14 protein-coding genes are annotated in these 18,519 nt (G+C 64.1%); 4 read left to right on the top strand and 10 right to left on the bottom strand.

What is annotated here, in order from left to right; genetic code table 11:
- Window positions 1–186 precede the first annotated feature (186 nt).
- The 3 genes from ACR9YP_RS06890 to ACR9YP_RS06880 form a co-directional block, all read right to left on the bottom strand.
- Window positions 187–1,650: a trehalose-6-phosphate synthase gene (locus tag ACR9YP_RS06890; RefSeq protein ID WP_438103514.1), complete on the bottom strand. Its 1,464-nt coding sequence runs from the start codon at window positions 1,648–1,650 to the stop codon at window positions 187–189.
- 231 nt (window positions 1,651–1,881) lie between these two features.
- Window positions 1,882–2,703 (bottom strand): trehalose-phosphatase, encoded by an 822-nt coding sequence (gene otsB / locus ACR9YP_RS06885; protein ID WP_128940946.1) that lies wholly within the window; start codon window positions 2,701–2,703, stop codon window positions 1,882–1,884.
- 3 nt (window positions 2,704–2,706) lie between these two features.
- Window positions 2,707–4,191 carry an MFS transporter gene (locus tag ACR9YP_RS06880; protein WP_474221002.1) on the bottom strand — a complete coding sequence of 495 codons (1,485 nt, stop codon included), beginning with the start codon at window positions 4,189–4,191 and terminating at the stop codon, window positions 2,707–2,709.
- 182 nt (window positions 4,192–4,373) lie between these two features.
- Here ACR9YP_RS06880 and ACR9YP_RS06875 point away from each other — a divergent pair, with 182 nt between their 5' ends.
- Window positions 4,374–4,748 (top strand): DUF3175 domain-containing protein, encoded by a 375-nt coding sequence (locus tag ACR9YP_RS06875; protein ID WP_128940947.1) that lies wholly within the window; start codon window positions 4,374–4,376, stop codon window positions 4,746–4,748.
- 230 nt (window positions 4,749–4,978) lie between these two features.
- On the opposite strand, the gene ACR9YP_RS06870 is transcribed toward ACR9YP_RS06875, so the two are convergent.
- Together ACR9YP_RS06870 and ACR9YP_RS06865 are read right to left on the bottom strand one after the other, a co-directional pair.
- Window positions 4,979–7,012, bottom strand: a complete 2,034-nt coding sequence (locus ACR9YP_RS06870) for a methyl-accepting chemotaxis protein (RefSeq protein ID WP_438103516.1) — start codon at window positions 7,010–7,012, stop codon at window positions 4,979–4,981.
- Between the two features lie 412 nt (window positions 7,013–7,424).
- Window positions 7,425–9,464, bottom strand: coding sequence for a methyl-accepting chemotaxis protein (locus ACR9YP_RS06865; RefSeq protein ID WP_474219255.1), 2,040 nt, complete (start codon window positions 9,462–9,464; stop codon window positions 7,425–7,427).
- Window positions 9,465–9,722: 258 nt separating this feature from the next.
- Between ACR9YP_RS06865 and ACR9YP_RS06860 the strand changes: the two genes are divergently transcribed.
- Window positions 9,723–10,889: an FIST N-terminal domain-containing protein gene (locus ACR9YP_RS06860; RefSeq protein WP_438103517.1), complete on the top strand. Its 1,167-nt coding sequence runs from the start codon at window positions 9,723–9,725 to the stop codon at window positions 10,887–10,889.
- A complete protein-coding gene (locus ACR9YP_RS06855; protein ID WP_438103518.1) occupies window positions 10,886–12,244 on the top strand; it encodes a hybrid sensor histidine kinase/response regulator in 1,359 nt (452 codons plus the stop codon). Before ACR9YP_RS06860 ends, ACR9YP_RS06855 begins: the two co-directional genes overlap by 4 nt.
- 133 nt (window positions 12,245–12,377) lie before the next feature.
- Here ACR9YP_RS06855 and ACR9YP_RS06850 read toward each other — a convergent pair whose 3' ends face one another.
- From ACR9YP_RS06850 to ACR9YP_RS06830, 5 genes are all read right to left on the bottom strand, one after another.
- A complete protein-coding gene (locus ACR9YP_RS06850) occupies window positions 12,378–13,070 on the bottom strand; it encodes a response regulator (RefSeq protein ID WP_438103519.1) in 693 nt (230 codons plus the stop codon).
- Between the two features lie 103 nt (window positions 13,071–13,173).
- Window positions 13,174–13,860 carry a response regulator gene (locus ACR9YP_RS06845; RefSeq protein WP_091896604.1) on the bottom strand — a complete coding sequence of 229 codons (687 nt, stop codon included), beginning with the start codon at window positions 13,858–13,860 and terminating at the stop codon, window positions 13,174–13,176.
- A gap of 123 nt (window positions 13,861–13,983) precedes the next feature.
- Complete coding sequence (locus ACR9YP_RS06840; protein ID WP_438103520.1) at window positions 13,984–15,174, bottom strand: c-type cytochrome; 1,191 nt, start codon at window positions 15,172–15,174, stop codon at window positions 13,984–13,986.
- Window positions 15,175–15,321: 147 nt separating this feature from the next.
- Window positions 15,322–17,037, bottom strand: a complete 1,716-nt coding sequence (locus tag ACR9YP_RS06835) for a PQQ-dependent methanol/ethanol family dehydrogenase (RefSeq protein ID WP_474219254.1) — start codon at window positions 17,035–17,037, stop codon at window positions 15,322–15,324.
- A 172-nt stretch (window positions 17,038–17,209) separates the two neighbouring features.
- The gene (locus ACR9YP_RS06830; protein ID WP_474221001.1) at window positions 17,210–17,440 is read right to left on the bottom strand and encodes a hypothetical protein; all 231 of its coding nucleotides are present in this window, start codon (window positions 17,438–17,440) and stop codon (window positions 17,210–17,212) included.
- 550 nt (window positions 17,441–17,990) lie between these two features.
- Here ACR9YP_RS06830 and ACR9YP_RS06825 point away from each other — a divergent pair.
- Window positions 17,991–18,476 carry a (2Fe-2S)-binding protein gene (locus ACR9YP_RS06825; RefSeq protein ID WP_438103523.1) on the top strand — a complete coding sequence of 162 codons (486 nt, stop codon included), beginning with the start codon at window positions 17,991–17,993 and terminating at the stop codon, window positions 18,474–18,476.
- Window positions 18,477–18,519: the final 43 nt, after the last annotated feature.

Genomic DNA, 18,519 nt, shown 5'->3' with positions numbered 1-18,519 from the left:
ATATAACTAATTTGGGGAAGCGGGTTTCGCGGGCTTCCTTTCTTCACCTCGCCCGCAAGCGGGGACGGGTCGGATCGCCCCGGCGATGCGAAGCATCGTCCGGCGCGATCCGGGCAAGGGGGTACAGGTCCTTTCATAAATCACGTGCGGCCCCTCTCCCCGTAAAAACCGGGCAAGGGAAAAGAACTAGATCAACCGCACACCTGAGATCGCCGACTTCAGCCAGCGCAGCGCCTGCGGCGGCTGCGCTGCGAGCGGGACAACGGCGGCCTTCTCGGTCCGGCATTTCTCGAGCTCAGCCACGAAGTCGGTCGACCATTGCTGGATGGTGTGGCCGCGCAGCTTCTTCATCATCACGTCCCAGCGCATCTTGCGCTCGGTGAGCGGCATTGATGCCGCGACCGCGATCGCGCGCGCCATACCGTCGATGTCGTGCGGATTGACCATCAAGGCGGTGTCGAGCTCGTTGGCCGCGCCGGCGAACTTCGACAGCACCAGCACGCCGGGATCGGCCGGGTTTTGCGCAGCGACGTATTCCTTGGCGACGAGGTTCATGCCGTCATGCAGCGGCGTCACCACGCCGATTTGCGCCGTGCGGTAGAGGCCCGCGAGCACGGTCTGGCTAAAACCCTTGTTCAAATAGCGGATCGGCGTCCAGTCCACTTCGCCGTGACGACCGTTGACGTCGGTGACGAGGCGCGCGACCTCGTTCTGGAGATTGCCATAGGCCTCGATGCCACCCCGCGACGGGTTCGCGATCTGGAGCAGCGAGATGCTGCGCGCAAACTGCGGATGCTCCGTCCAGAGCCGGTCGAATGCACTGATGCGGTTGACGAGGCCTTTCGAATAGTCGAGGCGGTCGACGCCGATCGCGAGGCGCTCGCCATTGAGGCTGCGCCGCAGCCGCGACACGTCGGGATGCGAGGCCGACTTCGCCGCATATTGCGCGAACTTTTCCGCATCGATGCCGATCGGAAACACTTCACAGCGCGTGCGGCCATGCTGAGAGATCGCAACACCGTCCTCGATGGCGAGGCCGAGCTCGCCGCCGACATAAGTGAGGAAGTTCTGGCAATCCTCATTGGTCTGGAAACCGAGCAGATCGTAGGCCAGCATCGCCGTGATCAGCTCGCGATGATTGGGCACGCCCTGCACCACCGCGGCGACGGGCCACGGTGTATGAAGAAAGAAACCGATGGGATCGCCGACGCCGAGACTACGCAGTTCTGCGCCGAGCGCGAGAAAATGATAGTCCTGCACCCAGAACGCGGTTTTTGCTTTTCGAAAACGCATCAAGGCGCGCGCCATGAAGGCGTTGACCTCGCGATAGCTGACATAGTCCTCGCGCGAGACGCGGATCAGATCGCTGCGCGAATGCAGTGCCGGCCACAACGCTGAATTGGCAAAGCCTTCGTAATAACCGCCGTAATGTGCCGCCGGCAGATCCAGCGTCGCAATCGCGCCCGAGCCCAGTGCTTCGATCTCGGCGAACGGTTCCTTCTGATGGCCATCACGCACGCGGCCTGAAGAGCCCACCCAAATGGCCCCCGAATGTTCCACCACTGGCAGCAAGGCCGCCGCGAGGCCGCCCGTCATGGGTTCATTGGGTTTGCCGCGCGCGACGCGATTTGAAACGACAACTAAGTTCACAGGTCGTCCCCTCCTGTTTCATTCCAGCCCGTTTAACTGCCGTTCATCAATATGGTTCCGGATCATCGTTTCAACGAATTGAAACCAAAATCGGGCGTGCGCGTTGGAACTGGCTTCCCTCGCGGAACCCGACGATTCATCAGCTTTTTACGGTGTGTGTTGCGCAGCATGCATTGCGATGCGCAACGATACTGCCGGGTATTATGTCCGCGAGGTGGCGCTGCCTTTGTTTCACCTCGGATCGAGCAAGCGCGCAAGGAACGCACGCACATCGCTCGGCGCATCGAAGTGACCATTCACACCCATGGCGCGGCGGCCGACCGAGAAGGCGAGCCCGTCCATATCAGGCATGATCGCGAACACGGTCTCATCCGTGACGTCGTCACCGATGAACAGAGGACGACGTCCCCTGAATGGCTCATGCTTCATCAATTCGTGCACACCGCTCGCCTTGGTGAAGCCGGAATGCTTGATCTCGCAGACGAATTTGCCAGGCAGCACCTCGATCGGCGCATTGGGCAGATCGGCGCGGATCAGCGACACGGATTCGTAGATCGCCTTCTCCGCATGCGGCGCAAGGCGGTAATGCAGCGCCAGCGAATAGCCCTTGTCCTCGAGCAGAATTCCCGGGCTGAGCTTGGCGATCGCAGCCAGCCGCCGCTTCAGCTCCTTGTCCAGCGGCGGCGCGTGGACGTCATCGGCTTCACTGTCCACCGACAGCCGCATCTCGGCGCCGTGACCGGCGACGGCGCGAAACACGTCGGGCGCGAAGATCAGGTCGATGTCATTGAGCGAGCGGCCGCTGACCAGCGCCAGCGCGCCGGAGGTGCGTTCCACCAGACGATTGAGCGTGTCCGATAGCCCCGGCGGCACCCACACCTCGCGCGGCGTCGGCATCAGGTCGAGCAGCGTTCCGTCGATGTCGAGCAGGATCGCGGTCTCGTCCAGATGCGGCACGAGCGCATGCGGCACCGGCACCGTTTCCGGCGTCTCGTCGTCACCAGGGATGGTGAGCTTCTCGTCCAATGCCATTTCCGCAAGTTCCGATTTCATAGTCTACTCCATAAAGGCAAGCGGCCGTGCGATTTGTTCGAGCGATTTGCGCTCTGCCGAGACGGCATAGCGCCACGCCACGATCGCGGCCGCGATCATCAGGACTGCCCCCAGCAGATAGCCGGCGAACACGCTGGTGCGTGATCCCGTGTCGATCAGCGCGCCGAATAGTGCCGGCCCGATCACGCCGCCAATGCCGGTGCCGACTGCATAGAATACTGCGATCGCCAGCGCGCGGACCTCCAAGGGAAAGTTCTCGCTGACGGTGAGATAGGCCGCGCTCGCGGCCGGCGAGGCGAAGAAGAAGATCACCATCCAGGCCACGGTCTGCCCCTGCGCGCTGAGCGCGCCGATCGAGAACAGATAGCCTGACAGCGCCAGCAACAAGCCCGATACGCCATAGGTGAACACGATCATGGTGCGGCGGCCGAGCGTGTCGAACAGGCGGCCGAGCAGCAGCGGACCGAGGAAGTTGCCGGCGGCGAAGGGCAGCAGATACCAGCCGACGTGATCGGCGCTGATGCCGTAGAAATCGGTCAGCACCAGCGCGAAGGTGAAGAAGATTGCGTTGTAGAAGAACGCCTGCGCGCTCATCAGCACGAGGCCGACCAGCGCGCGCTGACGATAGGCAGAGAACAGCGTGTGGACGACCTCGGGGATCGGCGTGTGATCGCGCATCTTCAGGCGGATCTTCGCAAAGCGTCCGTCGCTCGTATCCTGGCCTTGTCCGATCACCGAGCATTCGATTTCGTCGACGATGGCATGCGCCTGGTCGGGTCGGCCGTGGATCATCAACCAGCGCGGGCTCTCCGGGATCCACATCCGCATCAAGAGCACGACGAGGCCGACGGTCGCCCCGATCAGATAAGCGAGGCGCCAGCCGAGATCGGGACCGATCAAGGCCGGATCGAGCAGCACGATGGCCGCCACCGCGCCCATCGCAGCGCCGATCCAGAAGCTGCCGTTGATGATGAGATCGGTCCAGCCGCGATAGCGCGCCGGCACCAGCTCCTGGATGGTCGAATTGATCGCGGTGTATTCGCCGCCGATGCCGGCGCCGGTGAGAAAACGAAACAGCGCGTAGCTCGCGATATCCCATGACAGAGCAGTCGCAGCCGTCGCCGAGAGATAAAGCGCAAGCGTGATGAAGAACAATTTCTTGCGGCCGATGCGATCGGTGAGCCAGCCGAAGCCGAGCGCACCCAGCACCGCGCCGGCAAGATAGGCGGAATTGGCGATGCCGAGATCGAGATTGGAGAAATGCAGCGAGGGACTCTGCTTCAGCGCGCCCGAGAGCGCACCGGCCAGCGTCACCTCGAGTCCATCGAGGATCCAGGTGATGCCGAGCGCGAGCACGACGCGCGTATGAAAGCCGCTCCACGGCAGCGCATCGAGGCGCGAGGGAATGCTGGTCTCGACGACGCGATCCGTCGCCACCGCCGAGATCGCAGATTCATAATTCAGCGCTGGGCTTTGCTGCAATTCCATCGCGTTGTTGTGTCTGATCAATGGAAGCGGCCCCGGTTCACATAGCGTGGACGGGGTCGATCCGATGATGGGGATGCGGCATTCCGCCTGCCACCTGCGACAACGTTTGCGACGAGGCTGGGTTCCCATAGGAACAGCTGCCGAGAACATCCGTTTTCGATGGAGCTGCAAGGAGTTGACGCATGGCTCAGGTCAGAAAGACGACACATTCACGGAAGACAGGCGCGCGCAACACCGCGCGCCGCAAGGCCAGCACGACACGCAAGAGGTCAAGCCGACGCGCAGCACCGAAGCGATGGTCGCAGCGTGTGACGAAGGAGAGCGACGCACTCGATCTCAAGCGCGGTGTGTTCAAGCTCAAGGACCCCAAGAAAATCGCGGGCTCCCTGAAGCGCTCGGCCGAGCACAGCTCGCGCCGCAAGGCAGGTGCCTATCGCTCCGCGCTGTCGATGCTGACGTTCTACATCAACCGCGCCGGCAAGACGCTGCCGAAGACGCAGCGCACGCGACTGGAGCGCGCGAAGGTGGAGCTGAAGCGGGCGTTCGGGCGGGAGTGAGATTCAAATTTCCGCTGTCGTCCCGGACAAGCGGAGCTCCGGCAACGCGAAGCGTTGTCCGGAGCGGAGCGCAGATCCGGGACCCATACTCCGCAGCAATCGTTTTGCGACGACTCGGAGTTGCCAGCTCGTGCAGCAACGCAATTCGGTGGTTATGGGTCCCGGATCGGCGCGCGCTTGAGGGCGCGCTTGTCCGGGACGACAGCCGAGGGTGGTGCGACTGCAGGGCCTTACGCCGCCCGGATATTCGCCATGAAGCGGTCGAGCTCGGCGCGCAGGCGGGTGCTTTCGCTCGACAGCGTCTTGGCCGAGTTCAGCACCTCTTCCGAGGCCGAACCGGTTTCGGCAGCGCCGCGGTTGACCTCGCCGATATCGGTGGCCGCGGTCTGGGTGCCCTGGGCGACGGTCTGGACGCTGCGGGCGATCTCCTGCGTTGCCGCACCCTGCTGCTCGACGGCGCTCGCGATCGAGGTCGAGATCGACGAGATCTGGCCGATGGTCGCGCCGATCTCCTTGATCGCGGCGACCGATTCGGCCGTGGCGCCCTGCATGCCGGTAATATGCGAGGAGATTTCATCCGTCGCCTTCGCCGTCTGGCTCGCCAGCGACTTCACCTCGCTCGCAACCACCGCAAAGCCGCGGCCGGCTTCACCGGCGCGCGCCGCCTCGATGGTGGCGTTGAGCGCCAGAAGATTGGTCTGCTCGGCGATCGCCGTGATCAGCTTGACCACTTCGCCGATCTGCTGGGCGGCATGCGACAGTTTGCCGATGCGGCCGTCGGTCTCCTTGGCCTGCACCACGGCGGCCTCGGCGATGCGGCTGGAATCGCGGACCTGGCGGCCGATCTCCTCGACCGAGGCCGACAGCTCTTCGGTCGCGGTCGCCACCGACTGCATGTTGGAGGACGCCTGCTCGGAGACGCCGGCAACCTGGCTCGACAGGCTCTGCGTGGTCTCGGCGGTGCGGGTCAGCGTGGAGGCCGCCGATTCCAGCTGCACGGCGGACGCCGAGACGTTGGAGACGATGGCGCCGACCGCGCTCTCGAAATCGTCGGCAAAGCGGATCAGCTCGGCGCGCCGGCTTGCCGCCTGCTCCCGGTTCTGGACTTCGCTGGCAGCGGCATCGCGCTCGGCCTTGGCCACCGCCTGAACCTTGAACTCCTCGACCGCGCCGGCCATCTCGCCGATCTCGTCCTTGCGGCCAAGTCCCGGCAGCACCACGTCGAAATTGCCCGAGGCCAGCTCCCGCATCGCCTTGCACATCGCGATCATCGGACGCGAGATACCATTGCCGAGCATCCAGGCCAGCACGGCGCCGACGGCAAGACCGCCGAGCGCCATCATCAGCATCAGCCGCTCGGTCTCCCCAATGGTCGCATTGGCGCTCGCCTCGATGCGCTGCTGGTCGGCGGTGAGGTCCGAACGCAGCTCGGCCGAGAGCTTGAGGATGGACGCGGCCGTCTTGGTCATCTCGCCGTTCAGCTTGACGATGACCTTCACGTTTTCGGTCAGCTTCGCGAAAGAGGTGCGGTACTGCTTCAGGAGATTGCCGATCTCGGTGACGCGGTCGGTGATCTTCTGGTCGTTCGCGTAGATCGAGACCAGCAAGGTCTCCAGAAACTTGATGCGGGCGATCACGCCATCGGCGGTCTTCGGCTCTGGCTTGGCGACGAAGGCGCTGACCGAGGTGGAAACCGCCAGATATTGCGAGGTGACGTCCTTGGCCGTGGTCTGGACCGATGCAAGCCCCGCCAGCGCAGCCGTGTCGGCGAGATCGTCGAACTTGAAGCGGATCTTGTTGCCGACGCTGTTGAGCTCATCGGCCGCGATCTTGTTGTTCTCGCGGGTCAGGGTGATGATCTCACCGAACACCTTCGTGAAGCGCTGGAATTCGGCCTCGAGCTTGCCGACCTGCTCACGGCGGGCGGCCCCGGTCGTGGCAGACATCGACTTGCCGATCGCGCTCCTCAGATTCTCTTCGGCGGCCTTGGCCGCGGTCTCGTCATCCGCCGCACCCGTCAGCGTGTAGGCCCGCGCCAACCCCTGATAGGCGATCAGCTCGCGGTCGACGGTCCGCGCGAGATCGGCTTCCGAGACGCTTGCGCGGTAGGAGCCCACGGCGGCCTGGATCCGCTCGAAGCCGAAATAGGCGAAAGCCATGCTGACGGCGAGGATGGCGAGCACCGCCACGAAGCCAAGGATGATTTTTGCGCGAAACCGTAGCGTTGGCAGCTTCGATTGCTGCGACTTCGACTTGACCGACATTCCCCCACCCCATTCCATTCGCGGAAAACCAGGCGCAGCCGGAAGCAGCCCGCTTCCCGACTCCGCGGCACGTTACGGGGCAAAGGATAAGCTGTGGTAAATTTGTGGCACCGCAACTGGCGGTGAGGTGACGCGGGGAATTCTTAAGGCGGGCTTTCTCGCGCCGCGACAAAAGGCCGGCGCGCAAATCCTCCGCTGTCGTCCCGGACAAGCGTAGCTCCCGACAACGCGCAGCGTTGTCAGGAGCGTAGCGCCGATCCGGGACCCATACTCCGCAGCAATCGTTTTGCGACGACTCGGAGTTGCCAGCTCGTGCAGCAACGCAATTCGGTGGTTATGGGTCCCGGATCGGCGCGCGCTTGAGGGCGCGCTTGTCCGGGACGACAGCCGAGGGTGGTGCGACTGCAGGGCCTTACGCCGCCCGGATATTCGCCATGAAGCGGTCGAGCTCGGCGCGCAGGCGGGTGCTTTCGCTCGACAGCGTCTTGGCCGAGTTCAGCACCTCTTCCGAGGCCGAACCGGTTTCGGCAGCGCCGCGGTTGACCTCGCCGATATCGGTGGCCGCGGTCTGGGTGCCCTGGGCGACGGTCTGGACGCTGCGGGCGATCTCCTGCGTTGCCGCACCCTGCTGCTCGACGGCGCTCGCGATCGAGGTCGAGATCGACGAGATCTGGCCGATGGTCGCGCCGATCTCCTTGATCGCGGCGACCGATTCGGCCGTGGCGCCCTGCATGCCGGTAATATGCGAGGAGATTTCATCCGTCGCCTTCGCCGTCTGGCTCGCCAGCGACTTCACCTCGCTCGCAACCACCGCAAAGCCGCGGCCGGCTTCACCGGCGCGCGCCGCCTCGATGGTGGCGTTGAGCGCCAGAAGATTGGTCTGCTCGGCGATCGCCGTGATCAGCTTGACCACTTCGCCGATCTGCTGGGCGGCATGCGACAGTTTGCCGATGCGGCCGTCGGTCTCCTTGGCCTGCACCACGGCGGCCTCGGCAATGCGGCTGGAGTCGCGGACCTGGCGGCCGATCTCCTCGACCGAGGCCGACAGCTCTTCGGTCGCGGTCGCGACCGACTGCATGTTGGAGGAGGCCTGCTCGGAGACGCCGGCGACCTGGCTCGACAGGCTCTGCGTGGTCTCGGCGGTGCGGGTCAGCGTGGAGGCCGCCGATTCCAGCTGCACGGCGGACGCCGAGACGTTGGAGACGATGGCGCCGACCGCGCTCTCGAAATCGTCGGCAAAGCGGATCAGCTCGGCGCGCCGGCTTGCCGCCTGCTCCCGGTTCTGGACTTCGCTGGCAGCGGCATCGCGCTCGGCCTTGGCCACCGCCTGAACCTTGAACTCCTCGACCGCGCCGGCCATCTCGCCGATCTCGTCCTTGCGGCCAAGTCCCGGCAGCACCACGTCGAAATTGCCCGAGGCCAGCTCCCGCATCGCCTTGCACATCGCGATCATCGGACGCGACATGCCGGTCCCGAGCAGGAAGGCGAGGACCGCACCGAGCAGCGTGCCGCCGACGGCGAGGATCAGCACCAGTTGCTCGGTCTGTCCGATGGTCGCTTCCGACTGCGCATCCAGCCGCTGCTGTTCGGCGACGAGGTCCGCCTTCATGGCGGTGGCGCCCTGAAGGATCGCCCCGGCCGAGCCGCTCATTTCGGTCACGAGGTCATCGATCATCTTGGCGTTGGCGATCAGCTTCTCCAGCGCTTGCCGATAGGCTCCCAGCAGCGCCTTGGCGTCCTTCAACCCGGCGACGATCTTGTCGTCCATGGAATAGACCGCACCGAGCGAGTTATCGACGAACTTCAGCCGCGCCAGCGCGCTTGCCGCGACCGCCTGGTCGGAATTGAGGATGAAATTGCTCGCGGCAGAACTTGCGGTCTGGAACTGGGCATTGACCTGCTTGGTGCCGAACTCGATCGCCTGCGCTTCCGCGTCGGAGGCGTTGTTGCCGATGTCGTCGAGCTTGTATTTCAGGAGATTGGCGTTGCGCTGGAGCTGGTTCTGGACCAGCAGCGCGCTGTCGCGCTTGGCCTGCAAAATCTTGGCAAAGGTCGCGGAGAAGTTGGAAAACTCCTTGGCGAGCTTGTTGAGGCCCTCCTGCCTCGCCGGCTTCTTGGCGCTCTTGATGGCTTGGTCGATCGCGCTCTTCAGGCTGGCTTCCGCCTCCAGCGCCGCCTTGGCGTCGTCCTCCTTGCCGGTCACGACAAAGTAGCGGGCGGCCGAACGATAGGCGAGCAACTCGCGGTCGATGTTGCGAGCAAGGTCGGCCTCGGAAACGCTGGTGCGGTAGGACCCGACCCCGGAGGAAACCCGCTCGAAGCCGAAATAGGAGAAGGCCATGCTGCCGGCGGAAATCACCAGCACTGCGGCGAAGCCCAGAATGATCTTGGTACGAAACCTGAGGGTCGGAAATAGTGTGCGCTTCGACGGCGCTGCGGTACGCCCGGACATTCCAACCCCCAACATCTGTTCTTGCAAGTGCAACGCGGCCAGGAAGCAGCCCCTTCCGGACCGGCGATGAAAATTAGGGCAGAATCGTCAAGGGGCGGTAAATTCGTCCGCCCCTCCTCCGCAACGGCGGCTTGGTGCGGAACACGCGCCCCGCGGACCTGGCCGCCGAGTTGCGACCGGGCGAAAAAGGCCATACTCTTTGGACACTTGTCAGGCACTTGGCATTAGACCGAGCGGGTCCTCGAGGGGAGAAACGGAGTGGGGCAAACCGACTTTCGGTTTGGCGGCGCGTCTGGCGTTGCTGTCGCGAAGTCGAAGGCCGCGGGCGCCGAGCAAGCCGTTGCCGACCTCGCCGGCCAGCTCCCCTCCGACGAGCTGGCGCTCATTCTGCTCTTCGTCTCCCCGAGCTACGATCCGCACCAATTCATCGCCGAGATCAGCCGACAATTTGACGGAGTCCCGGTCTGCGGTTGCACCACTGCCGGCGAGCTTGCCCCCGACGGCTGGGACGAGAACAGCGTCGTCGCTCTCGCATTCAGCCGAGCCGACTTCTCGGCCGTGGTGCGCCCCATCCTCAATCTCGACAGTTTTCACGTCGAGGACGGCCGCAGGATCGGCGCCGAGCTTCGGCAGGAGCTGTTGCGGGTGTCCTCCCAGGTCGAGCGCGGAAATCCGTTCGGCCTGGTCCTGATCGACGGCCTGTGCCGCCGGGAAGAAGCGGTGATGTCTGCGATCTATGCCTCGCTGGACGACATTCCGATCGTCGGTGGATCTGCGGGCGACGGGATGCGCTTCGAGAGGACCTGGGTGTTCCTCGACGGCAAGGCGTACACGAATGCCGCTCTCCTGGTCGTCTTGAGCACGTCGCTGCCCTTCCGGGTATTCAAATGTGACAATTTCGAACCGCGGCCGCAGAAGATGGTGGTCACCGAGGCCGACATCGAGAATCGGACGGTCAGGGAGCTGAACGCCGAGCCCGCGGCCCAGGAATATTCCCGCGTCGTCGGGATCATGGACGCCAAGCTCGATCCGTTCTCGTTCGCCTCGCATCCGGTTCTGGTCCGCGTCGGCGGCTCCTACTACGCCCGGTCGATCCAGCGCGTCGAACCGGACGGCTCGCTGCACTTCTTTTGCGCCATCGACGAGGGCATGGTGCTGACGGCGGCGACGTCGCGCAGCCTCGTCGGCACGACGCGCGAGGCCTTCGCGGAAACGCGCGACCAGATCGGCGAGGTCTCGCTCTATATCGGTTTCGAGTGCCTGCTGCGCCGGCTCGACGCCGAGCAGCACCAGCTCGCCCGCGACATGTCCGAGCTCTACCGCCAGAACCGCGTGGTCGGTTTTCATACCTACGGCGAACAGTTCGGCTCGATGCATGTGAACCAGACGTTCACGGGCGTCGCCATCGGCAGGCGCTCCTCGTGACCGGGCTATGGCAGGATGCCGAAACGGTCGAGCAGCTGCAGCGGGAAACCGCGAAGCTGAAGAAGATCAATGCCGCGCTGATGTCCCGCGTCGAGCGCTCGATGGACCAGCAGCTCAATGCCTTCTCGTTGTTCGAGACAGCCATCGCGCTCGACCGCCAGGTTCGAGACCGAACGCACCAGTTGCGCGAGGCGCTGCATTCGATCGAACGCGCCAATGAGGGTCTGTATCGCGCCAAGCAGCAGGCCGAGGCCGCAAGCTCGCTCAAATCGTCGGTTCTGATCTCGGTCACCCACGACCTGTTGCAGCCGCTGAACGCGGCGCGCCTGACGCTCTCGGCGCTGGCCGAGATGATGGAGACGCAGGAGGCGGGCCTGCTGATCGACCAGGTCGACCGCTCGCTGGTGACGCTGGAGGACCTGTTGCGGTCGTTGCTGGAGATCGCCAAGCTCGACGCCGGCGCGCTCAGGCCCGACGTGCGTCCGTTGGCGCTGGCGCCGCTGTTCGAGCAGCTCCGCAACGAATTCGCGCCGATCGCGGCACGGCAGGGCCTGACCTTGCGCATCCGCAACTCGCCGCTCGCGGTATCGTCGGACGTGATGATGCTCCGGCGCATCCTGCAAAATCTGCTTGCCAATGCCATCCGCTACACCCGCAGCGGCGGCGTCGTGATGGGATGCAGGCGCCGGAACAACCGCATCTGCGTCCAGGTCTCCGATACCGGACCGGGAATTGCGCAGGCGCAACAGGAGGCAATCTTTCGCGAATTCCAGCGCGGTGAGGCCAGCGCAACCGACCAGGCCGGGTTCGGGCTCGGACTCTCCATCGTTCGCCGCTTCGCGACGGTGCTCGGACATGCGGTGCAGCTGTCGTCGCAGGTCGGCAAAGGATCGACGTTCGTCCTGGAGCTCGAGCCGGCCGATCTTGCCGAGGTCAGCGACGAGGTGCACGAGACCAAGCTCACCGAACGTCAGTATGGTGGCCTCGAAGGCGCCAAGATCCTGCTGGTCGAGAACGATCCATCCGGCTCGGAGGCCATGGCCGCCTTGTTGGAAGGCTGGGGCTGCGATGTCGCGACCACGCGATCGACTGCGGAAGCGCTGCTGCGTCTCAGCGAGCTGGGCGGCGCGCCCGACGCGGTCATCGCCGATCTTCATCTCGATCACGGCGAAAGCGGATTGTCGGCGATAGCCGACATCCGGCAGCAACTGAAGCTCGACGTGCCCGCGATGATCATCACCGCCGACTATTCCGAGAAGGCCGCCAAGCAAGCGAGCCTCTCCGGCCTCGAAGTGTTGAAGAAGCCGGTCAAGCCTGCCGAGATGCGCGCGCTGCTGTCGTTCCTGCTGAGCTAGCTGGTGCGACGGTCACACAAAATATCGAAAAACAACCCCATGCACAGTAGCGGTCCGCCAAGACATTGATTCTTAAGCAAAGTCATCGACAGCACGGCCGCCAATCGGCGGGGCGGGACGGAAGAAATTCGCGTCACTGCTGATCCGGTTGGGCACGCTCGCGCCTCGGCGTAGTGCCCTCGCCTGCCAGCGTCGCGAAATCGATCTGCGACATTTCGACGATCGCCTTGGTGCGGCTCAGCACGTTCAGCTTGCGCAGGATGTCCGAGACATGGACCTTCACGGTAGTCTCGGAAATCTTCAGCTCATAGGCGATCTGCTTGTTCTGCAGGCCGCGCTTGAGCATGTCGAGGACCCGCAATTGCTGCGGCGTCAGGTCATCCAGCCGTTTCAGCAGATCATGTGCAGGACTTGGGGCCCGCCGCGGCCGGAGTGCGCGATAGGCGTCGGGAATACAGACGAGACCCTGCAGCGCCTCGCCGATCGACTGGGCAAGCTCCTGCTTGGACGAGGATTTGAAGATGTAGCCGGCCACCCCGAGCGACAAGGCGCCGGAGATGATGCGTGGATCCTGATGACCCGACACGATGACGACGGGAACCTTCGGGAATGCCTTGCGGATACGAATGATGCCCGAGAGGCCGGTCGTGCCCGGCATCGACAGATCGAGGAGGAGGAGATCGAGCTCGGCACCCGCGGACAGCTGTTCGAGCGCGCCGTCGATCGACGTCGCCTGCAGGATCTCGGCCCCGGGCGCCACCATCTGCAGCGCGCCTTCGAGCGCCTCGCGAAATAACGGATGGTCTTCGACAATCAGAAATCGCATCACGCGTGAGCCATTCCCAAATCGTTGCCGGGTTCGAGCTTGAACCGAGCATGTATCAGCCAGCCCGCGCCGGGTTGATCCAGGTCAAGAACGGCGGCGCGGATCATTGCGGTCTCCCGCGATCGACCCTCGCATAGGGCCGACTCCTGGGATCGGGCAGGTCCATCTTGCCGATTTCGATGATCGCCTTGTTGCGGCTGAACAGTCCGAGCTTGCGCAGGATCTCGGTGATGTGCGCTTTCACCGTGGATTCGGCGAGCTGTAGCTCTTGCGCGATCTGCCGGTTCGGATAACCGCGGCGAAGCAGGTCCAGCACCCGAAGCTGCTGCGGCGTGAGCTCGCGGAGCTTGACCACGAGGGCCTTGCTGGTCTCGGCTTTTCGCCGCGGCGGCGTCGGCACGAAATCCCGGGGCACCGATACCGATCCGGAAAGCACGCCCTCGATCGACTGGGCCAGCTCGCGCTTCGACGTCGACTTCGGGAGATAGCCGGCCGCGCCGAGCGCCAGCGCTTCGCGGACCACATGCTGGTCCTCCTCGCTCGATACGATGGCGACCGGCAGGCGCGGATAGGTTTCGCGCAAGCGGAGAAAGCCGGAGAAGCCGGTCGCATCCGGCAGCGACAGATCGAGCAGCGCGAGGTCGATCCCCTGCTCGGCCGACAGGATGTGCAGGGCGTCCTCGATCGACATCGCCTCCAGGATGCGGGCCTCCGGCAAGGCGAGCCGCACTGCATTGCCGAGAGCTTCGCGAAACAGCGGATGATCGTCGATGATCAGGAAGCTGGCCATGGCGCCTTCCAAAGGATCCACCGCACGAGCGGCGGCAGCGCACCCATCCTGCGCCGGTCCGGCGTCGGAAAGGTGCATGATGGACGCTACCACATCTTCCCGATCCCGTCCGGTCAAGGCCGTTCAGTCGTTCGATTCGACCTGGACCGTCAGCAGGAAGGAATAAATGCTGTCGAACTGGTCGTCGGTGTAGACCTCCTTCCAGGCCGGCATGCCCTTGGCGGGGCGCCCCTCGTGCACGGTCTTCCAGAACGTGTCGCGCATGTCGTCGCCGTAGCGGTGACGCAAGAGCCGCAGATCGATCTTCCGTTCGCTCTGGATGGCGTCTGGGCCGTGGCAATGCGCGCAGGTTCCGTTGAAGATCTCCTTGCCCGCGCCGATGGTCTCCGCATTCGGCGTAGACGCATCGCCCTTGATCTCGGTTGCCACCACATTTGCGACCTGCCTCACGCTCGGCCCGGGGCCCGCCCCTGTCGTGGTTCCCGCCGGCACAGCCTGGGCTGCGCCAAAGCGGACAGGCTGTCCGGCCGGCAAGCCGTATTTCACCGCGAGATCGGCGATTGTCGTCTGAAGCGTCGGCAGGATCGCATCGACGCGATCGCGCAGCTCGGTCGAACCCTTCGCGAAGCCGATGGCGGCATCCCATGACAGGCCTTCGCCTTCGGTGAGCCGGATTTGATAGCGGTCATGATAGGCGGTCATGTTCAACCAGCCGGCGACGGGCCCCCAGATGAAGGCGACGTCGGCCCTGCCCTGATCGAGCGCCTGCATGGCCTCCTCGGGCGAGAGCACGGTCACCTTCTGGATGTCGTCACGTGTCGCAAGGAGGTTTTGTGGTGTGCTGGCGTACTGGACAGCGACGCGCTTGCCCCTGAGGTCGTCCACGCCGCCGATCGCCTGACCTTTCGCCGCGACCAGGGCGTAGCCTTCCTTCGCAAAGGTGCTGGAGAAGATCACGGCAGGTCCCATGAAATCCTCGGAGCGCGGCAAGCCGATCATGGCGTCGCATTGCTTGCCCAGCAGCGTGACCCGCACGGTGCGCTTGCCGAAATAGGATTTGTACCAATCGTAAGTGATCGGTTGGCCGAGCGCCTGCGCCAGCGCCTGGCCAATCTCGACATAGAAGCCCGGCCGCGACGGATCATCGCTCGAGAACGGCAGATTGGTCGGATCGGCGCAGAGACGGAACGGCTTCGCCTCGTCCGCGTGAGCGGTTGCGGCCGGTGCAATCAGCGCAGACGCGGCAGCCCATGCGAACAGTCCCGCGATGGTGCGATGGCGGCTCTTGCCGTTTCCTGGATTGATCGGACGCATCCTCATCTCCGGCAGGTGGGAATTGTTGGACCAGGCGTGGCGGCACAGGATCTGATCCGAGATCTGGCCCGAGATCTGGCCTATGCCATCGCCGCGCGATGTCGAGAAAGCGCGCGCGTATCCCGTCTGGGATACGCGCGCGAGTCGTCACTGGACGGAGAACACGAAGAGCGAACCGCCCTCGGGGGCTGCGGCCGTCATCTTCTTCCCAACCTCGCCCAGGAACGCGGGCAATGCAGCCGTGCGGCCGACGACGATGGCGACGTATTGCTTGCCGTCGACGCTGTAGGTCACCGGGCCCGCGCCGATACCGGAGCCGAGATTCTTGCTCCACAGCACCTTGCCGGACTTCGCATCGATGGCGCGGAAGTCACCATGGATGTTACCGGCGAACACGAGGCCGCCGCCGGTGGTCAGCGTGCCGCCGTTGAACGGCAGGTCTTCCTTGATCGACCAGACCTTCTTCTGGGCGATGGGATCCCAGGCCACGAGCTCGCCGAGGAAGCCGCCGGGGCCTTCCTTGGTCGGGAATTCGGCGCCGAGATAGAACACGCCGCGCTTGTAGGCGACATCGGAAACCGACCAGTCCATGCAGACATTGTTCGAGGGGATGTAGACGAGCCCGGTCTGCGGATTGAACGACATCGGCTGCCAGTTCTTGCCGCCAATCAGGTTCGGACAGATGTCCTTGGCGGGATGGCCCGGCCCCGGACGCTTGTCCGGATCTTCGACCGCCCGCATGGTGTTGACGTCCCACTTCTTCGCCCAGTTGGAGAAGACGTATTTCTCCGCCGAGACCACCTTGCCGGTCTCACGGTTGGCTACGAAGAAGTAGCCGTTGCGATCCGCCTTCATCAGCGCCGGCACCGTGCTGCCGCCGATCTTCAGATCCGCGAGCACGGCTTCGTTGACGCCGTCATAGTCCCAGGCATCGGCCGGCGTGGTCTGGATATGCCACTTGATCTTGCCGGTGTTGGGATCGAGCGCGAGCGTCGAGGCGGTGTAGAGGTTGGTCAGCTTGCCGAAATTGCCGTCGCCGGTCGAACGTACGCCGGTGTTCCACGGACCAGGATTGCTGGTGCCCCAATAGACGGTGTCGCTCTTGGGATCGTAGGAGCCGACCAGCCAGGCCGCCCCGCCGCCATGCTGGGCGGAATCGCCTTTCCAGGTGTCGCCGCCGGGCTCATCCGGGCTGGGAACCGTAAAGGTCTGCCACAATTGCTTGCCGCTGTTGATGTCGAAGGCCTGGAGCGAACCGCGCACGCCGTACTCGCCGCCACCGAAACCGGTAATGACCTTGTCGCGCACCACCAGCGGCGGCGAGGTGATGACCGAACCCTGCTTGTAATCGACGACCTTCGTCGTCCACAGCGCCTTGCCGGTCGCGGCATCGAGCGCCGTCAGCTTGCCGTCGAGGCGGCCGACGAAGATCTTTCCGTCCGCATAGGAGACGCCGCGGTTGTTCACGTCGCAGCAGGCATATTGCAGCACGTCATCGGGAATTTCGGGCTCCCAGGTCCATTTGCGCGCGCCGGTCGCGGCGTCGAGCGCATAGACGTATTTGGGGCCCCATGAGCTCGAGACGTACAGCGTGTTGCCGACGACGATCGGCGAGGATTCGTTCGAGCGCAACGACGCCAGCGAGAACGAATAGGCGAGCGTCAGCTTGCCGGCGTTCTCGGTATTGATCTGCTTGAGCGGGCTGTAACGCGTATTGCCGTAATCGTGGCCGGCAACGGCCCACTGGTTCGAATCGGATTGCGCCTTGATCAGCGAGTCGTTGGCACGGACGCCTGATGTGCCGGCGGCCAGCATCGCAACCATCGAAATACCAGCCAAAAAGCCCTTCGTTCCAAAGGTCATGTATTCCCTCCGCGGTGTTGTTGTGTACGCCGGTTGGGCGCTGGAACGCATTGCGCTCCCGATGCGCAGTTTGCCTGCGAGCCATCGCGCAAATTACAGCATCGGCTTTTCGCGCTTAGTATAGGCGGAAGGTAGTAGTGCAAATCGTCGGCGGCTTTCGCCGCGCATATCGTTATCGGCACTCGCATCTTGCCGCCCGCTTGCAGCCTGAAACGAGCTGCTGGAATCCGGCAAGATCACGCGAGAACTCGACAGCTCCACGGGATTCGCGCCATGCGTCTTGCCTAGCGAGTGAGGAGGGTGGAGCGATCACGGCGGCGAAGCTCTCGAAGAAATTCGCCGCGAGCTTTCGCGACGTCGAATCGATCAACCGCGAGCCGAGCTGCGCGAGCTTGCCGCCGATCTGCGCCTCGGCTTCGCAATGCAGGGTGGTGACGTCGCCGCCTCTCCATCGAGCCTGGCCTTCGCGCCGCCCTTGGCGAAGCCGGCCACGCCGCCGGCGCCCTCGCCGACGCGGCGCGAAGGCTGGCGCAGCGACATCAGGCGTTCGGCAGGTCCAGGGTGCAGCCGCAATAAAATCAATGGCTTAGCGTCCCGCCGCCTACTACCAAGATCGCGATTGCAAAGCCGCGAGCGCGTGCTCCTATTCACACTAGGGAACAAGACATCCAAGGGAGAACAACGTGCGGGAGGGCTGAGCTCGCAGGCGAGCGGCGGCGGTACGCGGCTTCGACGATGCGACGTTGTCCGCGGACGCGATGAGAACTTTCCGAACCTGCCTTGCGGTCGCGCCATGCGTTGGCGACGGCCGGGCGCATCATGATCGAATCGCGCGCCGTGCCGGCCGCCACGATGACCTTTCCATGACGCGAGGTCACCAAAATGCCAGTTGCAAAGTTCCGTTGCGCTGTTTCTAATTAGAACCAATCAAAATCATTCTGGGAGGACTCCACGTGTCTACAGTCAAACTGACGGTCAACGGCAAGGCCGTTGCTGTCGACGTCGAGGACCGCACGCTGCTGGTCCACGTCTTGCGCGATCACCTCAACCTCACGGGGACTCACGTCGGCTGCGACACCAGCCAGTGCGGCGCCTGCGTCGTGCACATGGATGGCCGCGCCGTGAAATCCTGCACCATGCTGGCAGGGCAGGCGGACGGCGCGAGCGTCACCACGATCGAAGGCATCGCCAAGGGCGATGAGCTGCATCCGATGCAGGCCGCCTTCCGCGACAATCACGGCCTGCAATGCGGCTATTGCACGCCGGGCATGATCATGTCGGCGATCGACATCGTGCAGCGCCACGGTGGTCAGCTCGACGAGGCCACCGTCCGTCAAGAGCTCGAGGGCAATATCTGCCGCTGCACCGGCTACCACAACATCGTCAAGGCCGTGCTGGATGCGGCCGGTCGCATGAAGGTTGCGCAGGCGGCCGAGTAGAGCGGCCGCCGCGAACAAGAAAACCACTGCCGCTTTCGATGGA

The sequence above is a fragment of the Bradyrhizobium sp. BR14999 genome (assembly GCF_056106085.1).
The sequence above is the reverse complement of the archived record's forward strand: the minus strand, read 5'-3'. Positions and strand labels throughout refer to the sequence as shown.